The 16,317-nt window shown below is 56.6% G+C and carries 13 protein-coding genes and 1 tRNA gene; 5 read left to right on the forward strand and 9 right to left on the reverse strand.

The features are described from left to right. The first annotated feature begins 79 nt into the window (after nucleotides 1-79). Nucleotides 80-1,306 (forward strand): MFS transporter, encoded by a 1,227-nt coding sequence (locus tag LCM21_RS01720; protein ID WP_224889045.1) that lies wholly within the window; start codon nucleotides 80-82, stop codon nucleotides 1,304-1,306. 3 nt (nucleotides 1,307-1,309) lie between these two features. Here the strand turns inward: LCM21_RS01720 and LCM21_RS01725 are convergent, their stop codons facing one another. From LCM21_RS01725 to cysS, 3 genes are read right to left on the reverse strand one after another with little or no spacing between them, the layout of a single operon-like run. Beyond that, nucleotides 1,310-2,092, reverse strand: coding sequence for a squalene/phytoene synthase family protein (locus LCM21_RS01725; protein WP_224889046.1), 783 nt, complete (start codon nucleotides 2,090-2,092; stop codon nucleotides 1,310-1,312). Continuing rightward, a complete protein-coding gene (gene cimA, locus LCM21_RS01730) occupies nucleotides 2,089-3,723 on the reverse strand; it encodes a citramalate synthase (RefSeq protein WP_224889047.1) in 1,635 nt (544 codons plus the stop codon). The genes LCM21_RS01725 and cimA overlap by 4 nt, the downstream gene beginning before the upstream one ends. Beyond that, complete coding sequence (cysS, locus tag LCM21_RS01735) at nucleotides 3,723-5,117, reverse strand: cysteine--tRNA ligase (RefSeq protein ID WP_224889048.1); 1,395 nt, start codon at nucleotides 5,115-5,117, stop codon at nucleotides 3,723-3,725. Before cysS ends, cimA begins: the two co-directional genes overlap by 1 nt. Before the next feature lie 216 nt (nucleotides 5,118-5,333). On the opposite strand from cysS, the gene LCM21_RS01740 reads away from it, so the two are divergent. Both LCM21_RS01740 and LCM21_RS01745 read left to right on the forward strand, forming a co-directional pair. Next, nucleotides 5,334-5,678, forward strand: coding sequence for an MmcQ/YjbR family DNA-binding protein (locus tag LCM21_RS01740; protein WP_224889049.1), 345 nt, complete (start codon nucleotides 5,334-5,336; stop codon nucleotides 5,676-5,678). Nucleotides 5,679-5,736: 58 nt separating this feature from the next. Beyond that, on the forward strand, nucleotides 5,737-6,927 hold the full coding sequence (locus LCM21_RS01745) for a pyridoxal phosphate-dependent aminotransferase (RefSeq protein ID WP_224889050.1): 1,191 nt from the start codon (nucleotides 5,737-5,739) through the stop codon (nucleotides 6,925-6,927). A 6-nt stretch (nucleotides 6,928-6,933) separates the two neighbouring features. Here LCM21_RS01745 and LCM21_RS01750 read toward each other — a convergent pair whose 3' ends face one another. Further along, nucleotides 6,934-7,452 carry an outer membrane protein gene (locus LCM21_RS01750; protein ID WP_224889051.1) on the reverse strand — a complete coding sequence of 173 codons (519 nt, stop codon included), beginning with the start codon at nucleotides 7,450-7,452 and terminating at the stop codon, nucleotides 6,934-6,936. Nucleotides 7,453-7,867: 415 nt separating this feature from the next. On the opposite strand from LCM21_RS01750, the gene LCM21_RS01755 reads away from it, so the two are divergent. Then, nucleotides 7,868-9,412: a trimethylamine methyltransferase family protein gene (locus tag LCM21_RS01755; protein WP_224889052.1), complete on the forward strand. Its 1,545-nt coding sequence runs from the start codon at nucleotides 7,868-7,870 to the stop codon at nucleotides 9,410-9,412. A gap of 402 nt (nucleotides 9,413-9,814) precedes the next feature. Here LCM21_RS01755 and LCM21_RS01760 read toward each other — a convergent pair whose 3' ends face one another. Next, a complete protein-coding gene (locus LCM21_RS01760) occupies nucleotides 9,815-13,435 on the reverse strand; it encodes a vitamin B12-dependent ribonucleotide reductase (protein ID WP_224889053.1) in 3,621 nt (1,206 codons plus the stop codon). Nucleotides 13,436-13,968: 533 nt separating this feature from the next. On the opposite strand from LCM21_RS01760, the gene LCM21_RS01765 reads away from it, so the two are divergent. After that, on the forward strand, nucleotides 13,969-14,403 hold the full coding sequence (locus LCM21_RS01765; protein WP_224889054.1) for a hypothetical protein: 435 nt from the start codon (nucleotides 13,969-13,971) through the stop codon (nucleotides 14,401-14,403). A gap of 9 nt (nucleotides 14,404-14,412) precedes the next feature. On the opposite strand, the gene LCM21_RS01770 is transcribed toward LCM21_RS01765, so the two are convergent. The 4 genes from LCM21_RS01770 to pdxH form a co-directional block, all read right to left on the reverse strand. Beyond that, nucleotides 14,413-14,489: transfer RNA gene (locus LCM21_RS01770), tRNA-Pro, on the reverse strand. Nucleotides 14,490-14,532: 43 nt separating this feature from the next. Next, a complete protein-coding gene (locus tag LCM21_RS01775) occupies nucleotides 14,533-15,000 on the reverse strand; it encodes a DUF192 domain-containing protein (RefSeq protein WP_224889055.1) in 468 nt (155 codons plus the stop codon). Between the two features lie 6 nt (nucleotides 15,001-15,006). After that, nucleotides 15,007-15,513: a cold-shock protein gene (locus LCM21_RS01780; protein WP_263618898.1), complete on the reverse strand. Its 507-nt coding sequence runs from the start codon at nucleotides 15,511-15,513 to the stop codon at nucleotides 15,007-15,009. A gap of 142 nt (nucleotides 15,514-15,655) precedes the next feature. Next, nucleotides 15,656-16,261, reverse strand: coding sequence for a pyridoxamine 5'-phosphate oxidase (gene pdxH, locus LCM21_RS01785; protein WP_224889056.1), 606 nt, complete (start codon nucleotides 16,259-16,261; stop codon nucleotides 15,656-15,658). Between the last annotated feature and the right edge of the window lie 56 nt (nucleotides 16,262-16,317).

Raw genomic sequence — 16,317 nt, forward strand, 5'->3', positions numbered from 1 at the left:
CAGTGCGCTCACGTTAGGTTGCTTTGTCGCAGATGCAACCCGCTTGTATGACTGGCGTTTGAAAGATACGGAAGAGCTCATGACAATGACGACCACGACCCCCGACAACAGCCAGGCCAAGCGCAATGTCGCCGTATTGGTGGCGGCACAAGCCGTGCTTGGTGCACAGATGCCGATGATTTTTATCGTTGGTGGATTGGCGGGACAGTCGCTGGCGTCCAACCCTTGTCTGGCCACGCTGCCTATTTCGCTGATCGTTCTCGGCTCAATGCTGGCGGCGACCCCCGTTTCAGCCATCATGCAGCGTTGGGGGCGGCGCGTTGGTTTCCTCGTGGGTGCCACGGCCGGAGCCTGCGGTGGCGTGGTTGGTGCTTATGGTCTTTATCTCGGGTCTTTTCCGATTTTTCTGTTGGGCAGCGCGCTGACCGGCATTTATATGAGCGCGCACGGGTTTTATCGTTTCGCCGCTGCGGATACAGCTTCGGACGACTACCAACCCAAAGCCATTTCCTACGTCATGGCGGGCGGTCTGGCAGCCGCCATCATTGGGCCGCAAATCGTAAAACTGACCGCGGAAGCCTATGTCATTCCGTTTCTCGGCACCTATCTGGCCGTTATTGCGGTGAATGTTCTAGGCTCGGCCCTGTTCCTTTTCCTCGACATTCCAAAGCCCGAGAAACCCAAGGAAGACGCGCCCAAAGGTCGTTCCCGGCTTGAGATGTTGAAGACCCCCAGAATCGCCGTGGCAATCATCTGCGGCATGGTTTCGTACGCGCTGATGAACCTGGTGATGACCTCGACACCGCTGGCGGTTGTGGGGTGTGGGTTCAGCTCCGATGATGCTGCGGACGTGGTCACAAGCCATGTTCTTGCAATGTATGTACCCAGCTTTTTCACCGGCCAATTGATCGCGCGATTTGGTGTTGAGAGAATCGTGGCACTTGGTCTTGCGATTTTGGGGGCGGCCGGTGTGGTTGCCCTGCAAGGCGTTGAGCTGGGTAATTTCTTCGTCGCCCTGATCCTTTTGGGGATCGGTTGGAACTTTGGCTTTATTGGCGCCACAACCATGCTGGCATCTTCACATGAACCGAGCGAGCGCGGTCGGATGCAGGGTCTTAACGATCTGCTGGTGTTCGGCGGTGTAACGGTTGCGTCGCTGGCCTCCGGCGGGCTGATGAACTGTTCGGGTGGCTCTCCGGTCGAAGGATGGACGGCGGTCAACCTCGCCATGATCCCCCTGCTGACACTGGCCGGTGGCGCGTTGTTGTGGCTGGTCCTGAAACCGTCCGAGCCGGAAACGGTCTGACAGTTACAAGCGACCGCTTGCAACCGTCCACATCAGGGACAGCCTGCGCCGGATCTCACCCTGTGCAAGATCACCAGCCGCAACGCGGTCTGGCCGCGTAGCAGCCCGCCGCAGCACCCATTCAGCCTGCCAGCCGGTATAAAGCGCGGGTCGGGCCTGTACCGAAATGAGCGAAGCGTTGAATCGACCTTTGCGAAGCCGAGTAAGCGCCCTTCGCGCAAGCGCGCTCACGCCATCAGGCGTGCCGTCTAACAACGGAATCCGGCCACGCGCCTCAAGATCAGGAATGGCACGAAGCCAATTCGCCACGCCAACTCCATAGCCGATATCACGCAATGCGGTCTCATCCGCTGGACCCAAAATATGCGCGGCTGCAACCATCAAAGATCCGGAACTGTGGTCGATGTAAGCGTCAAAATGTGCCTCATCCTCAAAAGCGTCCCGGTAGATATCCCAACGTCTTACGGCCACGTATTCATCAAGCATCGCCGCCATATCCGGCGACAGAACCTGAGACAGAGGCGTTACGACTTCATGCCGACGCACGGGTTTGCCATCAGCGATCTCTTGCAGCGCATCGCGCCACCATTGCAGGCGCATCTCGGCAATCATCGCTTCTTGCGTGACCCACGGTGCGCGCGCCACCTCGACGTTCAGCGCATAAAGCGGGAACAACATTGGTCGCACAGCAACAGGCGCCGCCATAACCGCCATGAAGCGATCCGGGTCGGCGCGATGCACCAGCGCAGCGCAGGCCTTGACGTCATCATCAAATCCAACGGTCACTCGGCTACCACCGCTTGCGGCCCCGCGTCACGCACCAGTTTCCACTGGATTGCGTCCAACAATGCCTCGAACGAGGCATCAACGATATTCGCGCTGACGCCCACGGTTGACCACCACCGCCCCTGCCCGTCTTCGCTGTCAATGATCACGCGGGTCACGGCCTCTGTCCCGCCTTGTGTGATGCGCACCTTGAAATCAACCAGCCTCATATCTGCCAGAACCTGAGAATACTGCCCCAGATCCTTTGCCAAAGCCTTGGCCAACGCGTTAACCGGCCCCCGGTCGCTGCCGTCCTCATCCAAAGACTCGCTGACCGACAGTTTCTTTTCCCCGTCCACCTTCACAACAACCACTGCCTCAGACAGGCTGACCATCTTGTTGTACTTGTTCTTTCGCCGCTCAACCGTGACTTTGTAACGCTTAACCTCGAAGAACTCAGGCAGCTGCCCCAACTCCTCCCGGGCCAGCAATTCAAAACTGGCCTGAGCGGTATCATAGGAATAGCCGTCAGCCTCGCGGCGTTTGATCCGATCAAGGATGCGGCCGAGGGCCGGATCATCTTTGTCAACGGACAACCCCGCCTCGGTCAGCCGTTTGCGCAGGTTCGACTGCCCCGCCTGGTTCGACATCGGTATGATCCGCGCATTCCCAACCGAGGTGGGATCAACATGTTCATAGGTCGACGGGTCCTTGAGAATCGCGCTGACATGCAGCCCGGCCTTATGCGCAAATGCAGACGCCCCTACATAAGCCGCTTGCTTGCTGGGCACCCGGTTCAGGATGTCGTCAAGCATTCGACTAACACGCGTCAATCCGGCTAGAGCATCGGCGCTGACGCCGATGTCAAAGTTTGATGCATACGGCTCCTTCAGCAACAAGGTCGGAATCAGAGCAGTGAGGTTCGCATTCCCGCAACGCTCGCCTAGTCCGTTCAAAGTCCCTTGAATCTGTCGCGCACCGGCATCAACAGCGGCCAGAGAGCAGGCCACCGCGTTCTCGGTATCGTTGTGCGTGTGAATCCCCAGACGATCTCCAGGCAACCCAGCTGCGATCACCTCGGACACGATGCGCGAGACCTCGGCCGGTAGCGCACCGCCATTCGTGTCGCACAGCACGACCCAACGGGCACCAGCTTCCAAAGCGGCCCGGCACACATCGACAGCATAGGTTGGATTGTCCTTATACCCGTCAAAGAAGTGTTCGGCATCAAACAGGGCCTCACGCCCCTGCGCCACGACATGCGCGATCGAGGCCCGAACGTTTTCAACATTCTCCTCCAGTGAAATTCCCAACGCTTGAGTCACGTGGTAATCATGCGATTTTCCCACTAGGCAGACCGCTTGCGTGCCCGCGTTCATCACAGCGGCCAACACATCGTCATTTTCTGCCGACCGACCCGCGCGTTTGGTCATCCCGAAGGCGGTCAACCGCGCCGATATCTTCGGAGCAGTTTCGAAGAACGCGCTGTCCGTTGGGTTTGCGCCGGGCCAACCGCCCTCGATATAATCAAGCCCCAGCGCATCAAGCGCCTGCGCGATCTGCACTTTTTCAGCAGTCGAAAATTGCACCCCCTGGGTCTGCTGTCCGTCCCGCAGAGTTGTATCGTAGAGGTACAAACGTTCCTTAGACATTACACCTCCTCCAGCTTGGCCGCGTCGAAACCGGCACCCGGCACCAATTCGACCCCGTCCTTGCTCATACGGACCTCCAGCCCGGCGGCCAGATAGGCAGCCTTCAGGCGATCTACTTCCGAGAAATCCTTGCTTTGCATCGCAACGGCCCGCGCATCCGCAAGCCGATCCTCATAGGCGGCCAGGTCCAACGAAGCTGTGTCCGCCCACGCCCCCATTTCCGGTAACAACAGCCCCAGTAACTGCGAACTTGCCAACAGGCCCGCTGCATCCCCATCTGCAGCCAGACGGTAGAGTTCAGCCAAAGCACCCGCTGTATTCAGGTCATCACTCAACGCAGCGATAACCGCGGGTGCCGCGCTGGCGGCGGGCTCGATGCCCGCAGTCAGCGCCCGCCATTTGCGCAGGGTGGCCTCAGCCTCACGCGCTTTCTTCTCAGTCCAGTCCATCGGCTTACGATAGTGGGTCTGAAGAAAAACAAAGCGGATCACTTCCCCCGGAACACCCTGTTCCAGCAGATCATGCACGGTGAAAAAATTGCCCAGTGATTTCGACATCTTCTTGCCTTCCACCTGCAACATCTCATTGTGCAGCCAGTACCGGGCAAACTCACCTTCGGGATGCGCGCAGCAGCTTTGCGCAATCTCATTTTCATGGTGCGGGAACATCAGATCATTGCCACCCCCATGAATGTCAAAACTGTCACCCAACAACTCATAACTCATGGCCGAGCACTCTATGTGCCATCCCGGGCGCCCACGTCCCCATGGGCTGTCCCAGCCCGGTAATTCGTCGGTGGATGGCTTCCACAAAACAAAATCCATCGGGTTCTTTTTGTAAGGCGCGACTTCAACCCGCGCCCCAGCAATCATGTCATCAACGGATCGGCCGGACAGTGACCCATAGTGTGCTTTCCAGCTGTCGACAGCAAAAAGAACATGCCCTTCAGCCACATAGGCATGGTCTTTGTCTATCAGGTCCTGAATCATCGCGATCATCTGACCGATATATTCAGTCGCGCGCGGCATGTAGTTGGGCTCCAACGCACCCAACGCTCCCATGTCGTGAAGATACCAGCCGATTGTCTCGTCCGACCGTTCCTGCACCAACCGCTCCAACGTTCCATCTGCCCCGGCCTTTTGACGGGCCAGCGCCGTTGCGTTGATCTTGTCATCAACGTCGGTGAAGTTGCGCACGTAAGTTACGTGGTCCGCGCCATAGGTATGCCGCAGTAACCGGTATAGGACGTCGAACACCACGACAGGCCGCGCGTTCCCCAGATGAGCACGGTCATAAACCGTCGGACCACAGACATACATTCGCACATTATCGGCATCGATCGGCACGAAATCTTCCTTCGTCCGAGTCCGGGTGTTGTGCAGTTTGATCGTCATCGGTCGGCTCCTAAAGACAGCGTAGCGTCTCGCGTTGGCGCGGGCTTAGCAACTTGTCTCAGGGATGAAAACGAAAGAAACCGGCCCGCTTGATAAATCAGCAGGAAATGCAGCAGATAATGGTGCAGATCATCGGGTTCATAAATCTGCATTAGCACGCGGAATACCAGACGCCAAGCCTTGAGTTTCGCTTTCTTCCGCTGCACTTTTTGCAGAATGAACCGTGACAGAGTGAATGCCATTTGCCGGAGCCTTCCCGGCGCGGAACTGTCGGACCCATGGGGCGGCGGTCATGACGCCTGGAAAATCGGCGGTAAAATGTTTGCCTGTATCGGAACGGCAAATGACGGCGTTTCTGTTAAAACGCCTGACATTGAAACAGCCCAGATGCTGATTAATGCGGGCATAGGTGTGAAAGCACCCTATTTCCACCGGAGCTGGATACGCCTTCCTTTCGATTGCGATAAGGGCGAGTTGCAACATCGGCTGGCCACTTCATACGACCTTGTCCGCGCCTCATTGACCAAAAAGGTTCAGGCAACGCTTCCGCCGCGAAGCTGATTGACAAATGATCACTGCTCTGGCCCTGTCCCCGAAAACGACAGAACGGGAGCGGGCCATGAAATTGTCGCAGCGCATCACGCACCTGACCAAAGACGGCGGTGACGGATGGGATGTATTCTACCGCGCCCGCCGGATGATCCTCGACGGCTATGCCGTAACCGAACTGACCATTGGTGAGCATGATATACGCACGGACCCGACGATACTGGAGGCCATGGACCTTTCAGCGCGTCAAGGTCACACCGGTTACGCAATGGTGCCGGGCACCGACCTGCTGCGAGACACGATCGCCGCTCGGCTACAAGCGCGGACCGGTGTGCCGACCACCCGCAATAACGTGTTGATCACCCCTGGCGGTCAGGCGGGATTGTTCGCAGCGCATGTTGCTGTTTGCGATCCGGGCGATGTGGGCCTGTATCTCGACCCGTTCTATGCCACCTACCCAGGAACGATCCGCGGTGCAGGTGCTGTGGCGCGGGCAATCCAAACCACCGCCGAGGATGCATTCCAGCCGCGCGCCAACCTCATCGATTCTGCCGCTGACGGCGCTGTGTCATTGTTGATCAACACGCCGAACAACCCTACCGGAGCGGTCTACGGGCGCGAGACCCTTGAAGGTATCGCCAAACTGTGCCGAAACCGCGATCTCTGGCTGATTTCAGATGAAGTCTATGACACTCAGGTATGGGACGGTCAGCATATCTCACCTCGCACCCTGCCCGGTATGTCCGAACGAACCCTCGTTGTGGGTTCGATGTCAAAATCCCACGCCATGACGGGATCCCGCTGCGGCTGGGTCGTGGGGCCGGAAGAAGTAATCGCCCATCTGATCAACCTCGCGACGCACACGACATACGGCGTACCCGGATTTATTCAGGACGCCGCAAGTTTCGCGCTGAACGCCGGACATGAGTTGGAAGAGCAGATCGCTTCGCCGTTCCGCAAACGGCGCGCTTTGGCCGTTGAAATTCTGAACTCCCAAAACACAGTCGGTTTAGTTCCCGCGCAAGGAGCCATGTACCTGATGCTGGACATCCGCGCCACCGGCCTGAGCGGTGAGGAATTCGCAAACGACCTGCTGGATTCGCATTCGATTGCAGTTATGCCGGGTGAAAGCTTTGGATCCGCAGCAGCGGGGCACATCCGCGTGGCGATGACAATTGACGATGAAAGGTTCTGCGCAGCGCTATCGACAATCTGCACATTTGCTGCGGACCTGGCAAAGAAGCAGGTCGCGGCAACTTAAACGCAACTAGAACCGAAAAGAGGTGCGCAGGTTGAACACGTTTGTATCCAGTGTGCCGTTCGATCGCGTGACATCGTCGAACTCTTGTCTCAATGCCTCGCCACTGATGATAAGGCGGTCGCCTATTGGGTAGGCCACACCAATTCCGTACACGGCAGCGGTGTCATTGTCGGCCGAAGCGTCCGCTCTGGCTGCGCCGACCACCACGTAACCAAGGGCACTGCCAAAATCGTAACCACCGCGCAGTTTCACGCTGGCAATGCCGTCCAAAGTACCCTCGCCATCACCCAGGCTGAGGGAAAGGTGGTTGTACTCAAGCTCACCACCCAAAACGAAATTCCCAAAGTCCCGGTCATATCCGATATGGGCACCAAGGCCAAAGTCATCTCCGCCCGAACCATCCGGACCATCCGCATCAGCGTATCCAAAACTGAACCCGGCATAGGCACCAGTCCAATCCTCGGGCAAAACCGGGGTCGCAAGCGAAGTTGCTAAAGATAGACTGATCACCAAAAGGCGTTTCACTAACCTCTCCTAAAAAACCTTACGCCACAGCTTCGGTTCTTAAAGTAGCACTAACTCAATAACTTGGTTCGTGATCATTAAGTTTCAATTAAAGACACGAGACACTTTCAAATAAGTGAAATCAGTATAACAGATTTACGTCCGCGCAGGGAAAAACTTGCGCATACGAATGAACAGTGTGACATCCGCGTGTTTACTTCGTTTTTGGAGCCCAAGGTCGCAAACAGAACAGATTGCAACACTGCAAGACCGAATACTTCTTCACATAGGTGAGGACCGGCATGCAGAACGACATCTGGAAAATTCGACTGGTCAGCCGCACGATCGGTGCGGACCGCGGGCGTGCAGCACGAGGAAGGCCTTCAGGGGTTTGAAACACCCATCCTGATGTACCTTAACGCTCGGAAACCATACCATGAACGATCAATCCCGAACCTCATCCCGCACTGGTGGCCGCGCTGCGCGACGTGCTGCACGCGCCACCGCGTTGCCCGAGCATTTGCGCCCAATCCGCCCCGGCATGGAAGGCGGAGTGCTAAATGTTCTGACCCAAGCCCAGATCGAACGCATCCACGAAACAGCCCTGACCGCCTTGGAAACCATCGGTTTGGCAGATGCCCCGCAAAGCGGCATCGACTATCTGGTTGGGGCTGGCTGCACACTGGGCGACGATGGTCGCATCCGATTTCCGCGCGCTTTGGTTGAAGATACGCTCGCAAAGGCCAACCGCTCGGTAACTCTTTACAGCCGAGACGGTAAAACCGATCTGGAGTTGTCGGGCACGAAGGTCCATTACGGCACGGCCGGTGCCGCGGTCAGTATGGTCGATGTGCATGGGCAGGAATATCGCGACTCGACCGTACAAGATTTGCACGACGCCGCGCGTATCTGTGAACAGCTCGAAAACATTCACTTTGTTCAACGTCCAATGGTCTGCCGCGATATTGCTGACAATCTGGAGATGGACCTGAACACGATCTATGCCGCCTGTTCAGGCACGTTTAAACATATTGGCACCTCATTTACCGAACCCAGTCATGTTGCTCCTGCGATGGAGATGATCCACATGATTGCTGGCGGCGAAGGTAAGTATCGTGAACGACCATTTGTGTCGAATTCGAACTGTTTCGTTGTCCCGCCGATGAAATTCGCAACTGAAAGCTGCGAAGTGATGGAAGAATGCATTAAAGCCGGGATGCCAGTCCTGCTGCTTTCTGCCGGGATGGCCGGTGCTACCGCGCCCTCAACGATCGCCGGAGCAATTGCGCAAGCGACCGCCGAATGCCTTGCCGGACTGGTTTATGTCAACGCTGTAAGCCCCGGCGCCCCGGCGATTTTTGGGACTTGGCCCTTTGGTCTCGACCTTCGGACTGGTGCAATGTCCATTGGGTCCGGAGAGCAAGCTCTGCTGACCGCAGGTTGCGCCCAGATGCATCGTTTCTACGATTTGCCGGGCGGGGCCGCTGCCGGTGCGTCGGATTCGAAACTGCCCGATATGCAAGCGGGTTGGGAGCAGATGTGCTCAAACGTCATGGCAGGTCTTGCCGGTTTGAACATGGTATACGAAGCTGCGGGCATGCACGCGTCTTTGCTTGGGTTTTGTCATGAAAGCCTGATCTTAAGCGACGATTTGATCGGTCAGGCACAGCGCTGCGTGCGCGGGATCGAGGTCACTGACGAAACGCTTGCATTGGATCAGATAGCGCAGGTCTGTATGGGCGGCCCCGGTCACTACCTTGGTGTCGATGCAACACTCAGCCGGATGCAGGCGGATTACGTTTATCCCAACTTTGGCGACCGCACATCACCTAAAGAATGGGCCGAACTTGGCAAACCCGACCTGATTGAGAAGGCTGTCAAACGCAAGCATGAGATTTTGGCCACGCCCTCGCCAGCCCGTTTTAACCCCTTGCTGGACGCTGAGATTCGCGAGGTGTTTAACATCCATCTCGGCAAGTAACCCACTGGAATAATGGCGTTCGTTCTGGCTACCTTAGCTTCGGCAGCCAGCCATATGAGGACATTCGTATCGCGGCGAGAGTCTACCTAGGAGCTCTATTGGACGGCAAAAAGAAAGGGGGCCGAGGCCCCCTGTCAGTTTCGCCTTCCAGGCTCATTTCGTTGACCGCCCGGTGTTTTTTTGCCTGCGGCCTGGACTGCGCATGGGACGAGCGCACCCGCCCCGTGAAAGAGTGGGAGGGAGCAAATATTCCGCCCCACCCTGTTCCCGGCCAACACGGGCATGTCGACCGAGTGGAGAAAGGCATCCCTGGTAAGTCTTGGCGCCTCTCTCAGTGTTCGTCGGGACCGGAAATCCATTGGAAACCCAGGTCCCTACACCCCGCCTGACGGGGCGTTTGCCTTAGCTACACCCGCTGGTCGCCCCGCAGGTGTTGCATTTCATACAGGTGCCGTTGCGCACCAGCGTGTAGTTTCCGCATTCGCCGCAAGGGTCGCCTTCGTAGCCCTGCATCTTAGCCTTGGTGCGGGCGTCCATACTGGTCGCCACAGTTGTTTCCACGACGGACGCTTCGAATTGTGCAGCGGGTTCCGCCATGCCGTTCAGTTCGGCCTGGCCACTGTTGAACACGACCAAGTCTTGCGGAAGGCGCTTTCTTAGGTATCCGGTTGAACTGATTTGCTTCAACACTTCCAGAGACTTGGACGCCGCACTTTCACTGATTTCCGACACGTTCGCACGGCCCTCTTCCTCGCCCCGGCCCAGATCGTCGAAGGTCGCTCCTTCGGGCTTCACATGGGCCAGATCGGTGCGGTCCAGATAGGACACGGCCAGTTCGCGGAAGATGTAATCAAGGATCGACGTCGCGTTCTTGATCGAGTCGTTGCCCTGCACCATCCCAGCTGGTTCGAACTTGGTGAAGGTAAAGGCGTCGACGAATTCCTCCAGCGGCACACCATATTGCAGGCCGACCGACACGGCGATGGCGAAGTTGTTCATCATCGCCCGGAAGCCAGCGCCTTCCTTGTGCATGTCGATAAAGATCTCGCCCAGCTTGCCGTCTTCGAACTCACCGGTGCGCAGATAGACTTTGTGGCCGCCCACGATCGCCTTCTGGGTATAGCCCTTGCGGCGATGGGGCAGTTTCTCGCGATGGCTCCGGATCATCTCCTTGACCACAACCTTCTCGATCACTTTTTCGGCCAGAACGACGGCTTTCTCCTGCACCGAGCCGCTTTCCAGAACTTCTGCTGCTTCGTCGTCATCCTCGACCAGCGCCGCTGCCAAAGGCTGCGACAGTTTCGAACCGTCGCGATACAGCGCGTTCGCCTTCACACCCAGCGACCAGCTGAGTTCATAGGCCTTCTGGCAATCCTCGATGGTCGCGTCATTCGGCATGTTGATCGTCTTCGAGATCGCACCCGAGATAAAGCTCTGCGCTGCCGCCATCATGGTGATGTGGCTATCCACCCCAAGGAAACGCTTACCTTTCTTGCCGCACGGGTTGGCGCAGTCGAAGATCGCGTAATGCTCCTCTTTCAGGTGCGGTGCGCCTTCCAGAGTCATAGTTCCGCAGACATGGTCATTGGCCGCGTCGATATCCGCCTTGCTGAAGCCAAGATGACGTAGCAAGTCGAAGGTAGGGTCGTTCAGCTTGGTCGCCGGAATGCCCAGAACACCGGTGCAGAAATCCTCACCCAACGTCCATTGGTTAAAGACGAACCGGATGTCGAATGCGCTTTCCAGTGCAGCGTCTACCTTGGCCAGCTCGCTTGGGCCAAAGCCGTGACCGGTCAGCGACGTGTGGTTGACGCCCGGCGCATTGCCGATTGTACCGTGGCCGACCGCGTAACCTACGATCTCTTCAATTTGAGACGAGGAGTAGCCCAGCTTTTCCAGCGCCGAAGGCACCGAACGGTTGATGATCTTAAAATACCCGCCACCGGCAAGCTTCTTAAACTTTACCAGAGCGAAGTCAGGTTCGATCCCAGTGGTGTCACAATCCATCACCAGACCGATGGTGCCGGTCGGTGCGATCACAGTGGCCTGCGCGTTGCGATAGCCGTTCTTTTCACCCAGGCTCAGCGCCTCATCCCAAGCCGACATGGCTAACTCGACAAGTCGCTTATCCGGACAGTTGCCATGATCCAAAGGCACGGGCTTCACTGCGAGCTTCTCATAACCCTCGGTTACGCCTTGCGCCGCGCGGCGGTGATTGCGGATCACGCGCAGCATGTGGTCGGCGTTGCGCTTGTACCCTTTGAACGCACCCAGCTCCCCGGCGATTTCAGCCGACGTCGCATAGGCCACACCCGTCATAATGGCAGTCAGCGCACCACAGATCGCCCGCCCCTCATCCGAGTCATAGCTGTAGCCCATGTTCATCAGCAAACCGCCGATATTGGCATAGCCCAGACCCAGCGTGCGGAAGTCATAGGACAACTGCGCGATCTCCCTGGACGGGAACTGCGCCATTGTCACCGAGATTTCCAGCGTCAGCGTCCAAAGACGCGAGGCGTGCATATAATCCTCCGCCTGGAATTCCCCATCCTTCAGAAAGGTCAGCAAGTTCATCGACGCCAGATTACAAGCCGTGTCGTCGAGGAACATGTACTCCGAGCACGGGTTTGATCCGCGAATCTCGCCATCTACGGGACATGTGTGCCATTCGTTGACGGTGTCGTGGAATTGAATGCCCGGGTCGGCGCAAGCCCAGGCCGCGTGACCGACCTTTTCCCACAGATCGCGGGCCTTAACAGTCTTGGCCACTTTGCCATCGGTGCGGTTTATCAGTTCCCAATCGGCGTCTTTCTCGACCGCTGTCAGGAACGCATTGGTCACACGGATCGAGTTGTTCGAGTTCTGACCCGAGACCGAGCTATAGGCCTCGGAATCCCAGTCCGTATCGTAGGTTGGGAATTCGATACTGTCATGCCCCTGCCTGGCATAATCTAGTACGCGTTTAACGTATGTCTCTGGAATTGCGACCTTTTTGGCCTCGCGAATGGCCTTCTTCAATGCCGAATTCTTTTGGGGGTCATACGCGTCATCCTGCGCACCATCCCACGAGCGGATGGCCTCGAAAATGCCGTTCAGCATCTTTTCGTGCATCTTCGATCCGGCAACGATCGAGGCCACCTTCTGTTCTTCGATCACCTTCCATTCGATGAATTGTTCGATGTCAGGGTGATCCGCATCGACGATCACCATCTTTGCTGCTCGACGGGTTGTGCCGCCTGACTTGATCGCGCCAGCGGCGCGGTCGCCGATCTTGAGAAAGCCCATGAGGCCCGATGACTTACCGCCACCAGACAGCGCTTCGCCTTCTGCGCGCAGGTGGCTAAAGTTGGTGCCGGTACCCGAGCCATATTTGAACAGGCGGGCCTCGCGCACCCACAGGTCCATGATGCCACCTTCATTCACCAGATCATCACCAACAGACTGGATGAAGCACGCGTGTGGCTGCGGATGTTCGTAGGCAGATTTCGATTTGGTCAGCTTGCCAGTCTTGTAGTCGACATAGTGGTGCCCCTGTGCCGGGCCGTCGATGCCATACGCCCAATGGAGACCAGTGTTGAACCATTGCGGCGAGTTCGGCGCAGCGCGCTGCGTCGCCAACATGTAACGCATCTCGTCAAAGTAAGCGCGCGCGTCTTCCTCGGTCGAGAAATAGCCACCTTTCCAACCCCAATAGGCCCAAGCGCCGGCCAGACGGTCGAATACTTGCTTCGAAGATGTCTCGCCGCCGAATTCTGCTCCCTCAGCGGGAACCGACCGCCACAGGAACTCGGGTACGTCCTTTTCTTTGACCTTCTTCAGCTTGCTGGGAACGCCAGCCTTGCGGAAATACTTCTGCGCAATCACGTCGCTTGCGACTTGGCTCCACTCTGCGGGAACTTCGATTTCTTCCAGGCGGAAAACAATTGTTCCATCCGGGTTACGGATTTCGGACGTCGCTGTGACAAAGTCCAGATTTGCGTATGCGTCCTGCCCCGACTTAGTGAATTTTCTGTCAATCTTCATGTCCGCCGCCCTAGATTCAATCAACTTTTCCGTTTGCGTCAGGCGCGCCTGCGCAACCCGAACGCCGTGCCAGACAAGATTGGGCGCGGCTGGCCAAGCACCGCCTACGGCAGCGTAATACCGCCGACGCGGCTGCACGATAAATTGATGTGCTTTCCGGCCCTCGCCCTGTGCTATTTCTGATTATCATACCAGATTTAGTAGCACCCCTTTCGGCCCATACAACTTGACGTATTCGGCCATAGATCGTCAACGGCATTTTTCAGTGATTTTTGAAATCTTTTGTATTGACCCAAAAGTTCCGGCAGCCACGGTTTTTGGCCGATACCGATTCCTCCACAGGGTCATCTAGGGTTCGCAGAAGCGTCTTGAGTTTTGACGCTGCCAGATTAGCTGTTTTTCTCTACACAGTTACGAGCACTTTATAAACTCACGATATGGTGGATAGGTTCAAAAAGAATCAGGGCCCTTCACCGACCGCACCAGGCAGGAGGCAGCATGATCGATACAGTGAGTCAAAAGGATGATGGGCGATGAAGGTACTAAGGTGGTTTCCAGTACTGACCCTGATCGTGGCTTGCACACAACAAATCGCCCCCACCCCTACAAAAAGCGCACAGTTCGAAACCTATCCTGAACGTCTTTTCACAACCTTCGAAACCGAGTGTGATGGCCTAGCCGAGCAGTTCGAAAAAATCGGGAATCGGGTTTTCGAATGTCAGGAATTGTTACCGCCCGAGACCACAGCGTTTCTGATTCTCAACTACGACGGTTATCCGCAGGATCTGCCGAAAAGTGTGATGCGCATGACATCAACAAAAAACGCGTCAGGCTACCGTGTGGATGCCGAACTGTATTTTAATGTGCCGCAGAAAAAAGGCCCTGCTGTAAAGGTCCCCGTGGAAAGCAAGGCTTTGGACCCGGCTATTGGTGCCCTGTTTCAAAGAATGGGTGGAACACCAACGTAGTAAGAGAAGTGGTCGGGGCGGCAGGATTCGAACCTACGACCCCCTGTACCCAAAACAGGTGCGCTACCAGACTGCGCCACGCCCCGGACCGTGCGCCTTCCTAACGATGCCGTTCGGATTTGAAAAGCCCTAACAGGGCCAAATTGCAGGTCCTTGTGAAAAAATTTTGTGCTGCATCTGCGTACCCGGTGTGATCAGGTACTGATCAGCAAGCCCGGCGTTGATTTCGAGAACCGCAAACACCGAATCGCCACCCTCGATCGGCGTTTCGTCACCCGGAATCGCGTTGTGGTGCACATGAACAACTGCACCGCTGCGATTCAGGAAAATGATATCCAGTGGAATCAGAGTATTTTTCATCCAGAATACGACTGGTTGCGGCGGGTCGAACACGAACAGCATGCCAGCCCGCTGCGGCAGCGACTCACGGAACATCAAGCCACGCGCCCTCTCCTGCGGGCTTATCGCCAGTTCCACGTTGAAGGTAATCTGAGCCTTATCGTTTCGCAGGCTGACGCGGTCATCCACACATGCAGCAAGAACCTCACCGGTCCATAGCATCAGGATACTTGCAAGAACCGTAAAAATTCTGGCCATCAGGAATTATTCGTCCAACGCCGCTTCCCAGGCCAATACCTGAGCAGCCATACGTCCGCGCTTGCCACTGATAACGCGCATCGCAAGCGCCTCACCGGGTTGCAGATCGGCCAAACCAGACCGGCGTAGAACTTCGATATGCAGAAACACATCCTCGCCGCGGCCAAAAACATTGGCAAAACCAAAGCCCTTGCCCTTGTCGAACCATTTTACCCGCGCAGCCTCTAACGGCGCTTCGGCGATCACGACCGGATCAAGCTCAGCAAAGTCCGCTAGCATCATTGAGTCGGTCCGCGCTGGCGGATCAACGCTGATAACCTCTACAGCCTGAACACCGCGATCCGTGCGATGCGTCATAATCTCGATCCCGGCGCCATCCGCGACCGAGCTTTGACCGAAATTGCGCAATACATTTACGTGCAACAGGATATCCGGGCCACCTTCGTCCGACACAACAAACCCGTATCCCTTAGCGGGATCGAACCATTTCACGTGTCCACGAACGCGGTACATATTGTTCAGGTCTTCTGGCACGGTTTTCCTAACGCGAATGTCAACTGCTCGTTAAGGGTCCGATGTGTATGAAATTGTCGCGCAAATTCAAGTTGAAAAAAACCTTTAGTTCCTGCGTGTTGCATTTCACGATACGCGAACGTCATGGATTCAACCTTTGCACTTCCCATTCCGAGCCTGCCTGATCCCGGCGCCACTGGAACCGGTCGTGCAGACGGAACGCACCATCGGCCCAGAACTCGATCTCTGTCGGCACCAACCTGTATCCACCCCAAAATGGTGGTCGCGGTGGGTTCGGTCCCAACTTCGCGGTCACCTTTGCAACCTCTGCCATCAAAGCAGATCGGCTGCTGAGAGGCTGGGACTGCTTTGACGCCCACGCCCCCAAACGGCTTTTCAACGAACGAGAGGCATAATACTCATCTGCCTGCGGCCCGGTTTCACGCGTTATTGTACCACGAACACGGATTTGACGCCGCAATGATTTCCAATGCATCACAAAAGCCGCTTTTCCCGCCGAATCCAGCTCGGCCGCCTTGGCGCTTTCGTAGTTGGTGTAGAAAACAAAGGCGTCGGATTCGATTTCTTTCAGCAGAACCATGCGTGCATTGGGCAGGCCATCGCTATCCACGGTCGCCAGCGCAATTGCGTTGGGATCATTCGGTTCAGTGTCCTGAGCTTCTGCCAGCCACCGTCCCGCAATTGCAAAAGGATCAGTGCCAGCAAAAATGCCGTCACGCTCTGTCATTTCCATCCCCCGGAAACTTTTAAGTTACACCCTAGGGCGAGAACCCGCTGCGAGCA

Source organism: Ruegeria profundi (assembly GCF_020171505.1).
GTDB classification, from domain to species: Bacteria; Pseudomonadota; Alphaproteobacteria; order Rhodobacterales; family Rhodobacteraceae; genus Ruegeria; species Ruegeria profundi.

What these genes read in the sequence shown, in the direction of transcription:
- LCM21_RS01720 (WP_224889045.1), top strand. Translation starts at nt 80, where the DNA reads ATGACAATGACGACCACGACCCCCGACAACAGCCAGGCCAAGCGCAAT.
- cimA (WP_224889047.1), bottom strand. Translation starts at nt 3,723, where the DNA reads ATGTCTAAGGAACGTTTGTACCTCTACGATACAACTCTGCGGGACGGA.
- cysS (WP_224889048.1), bottom strand. Translation starts at nt 5,117, where the DNA reads ATGACGATCAAACTGCACAACACCCGGACTCGGACGAAGGAAGATTTC.
- LCM21_RS01740 (WP_224889049.1), top strand. Translation starts at nt 5,334, where the DNA reads ATGAACCGTGACAGAGTGAATGCCATTTGCCGGAGCCTTCCCGGCGCG.
- LCM21_RS01745 (WP_224889050.1), top strand. Translation starts at nt 5,737, where the DNA reads ATGAAATTGTCGCAGCGCATCACGCACCTGACCAAAGACGGCGGTGAC.
- LCM21_RS01755 (WP_224889052.1), top strand. Translation starts at nt 7,868, where the DNA reads ATGAACGATCAATCCCGAACCTCATCCCGCACTGGTGGCCGCGCTGCG.
- LCM21_RS01760 (WP_224889053.1), bottom strand. Translation starts at nt 13,435, where the DNA reads ATGAAGATTGACAGAAAATTCACTAAGTCGGGGCAGGACGCATACGCA.
- LCM21_RS01765 (WP_224889054.1), top strand. Translation starts at nt 13,969, where the DNA reads ATGAAGGTACTAAGGTGGTTTCCAGTACTGACCCTGATCGTGGCTTGC.
- LCM21_RS01775 (WP_224889055.1), bottom strand. Translation starts at nt 15,000, where the DNA reads ATGGCCAGAATTTTTACGGTTCTTGCAAGTATCCTGATGCTATGGACC.
- LCM21_RS01780 (WP_263618898.1), bottom strand. Translation starts at nt 15,513, where the DNA reads ATGTACCGCGTTCGTGGACACGTGAAATGGTTCGATCCCGCTAAGGGA.
- pdxH (WP_224889056.1), bottom strand. Translation starts at nt 16,261, where the DNA reads ATGACAGAGCGTGACGGCATTTTTGCTGGCACTGATCCTTTTGCAATT.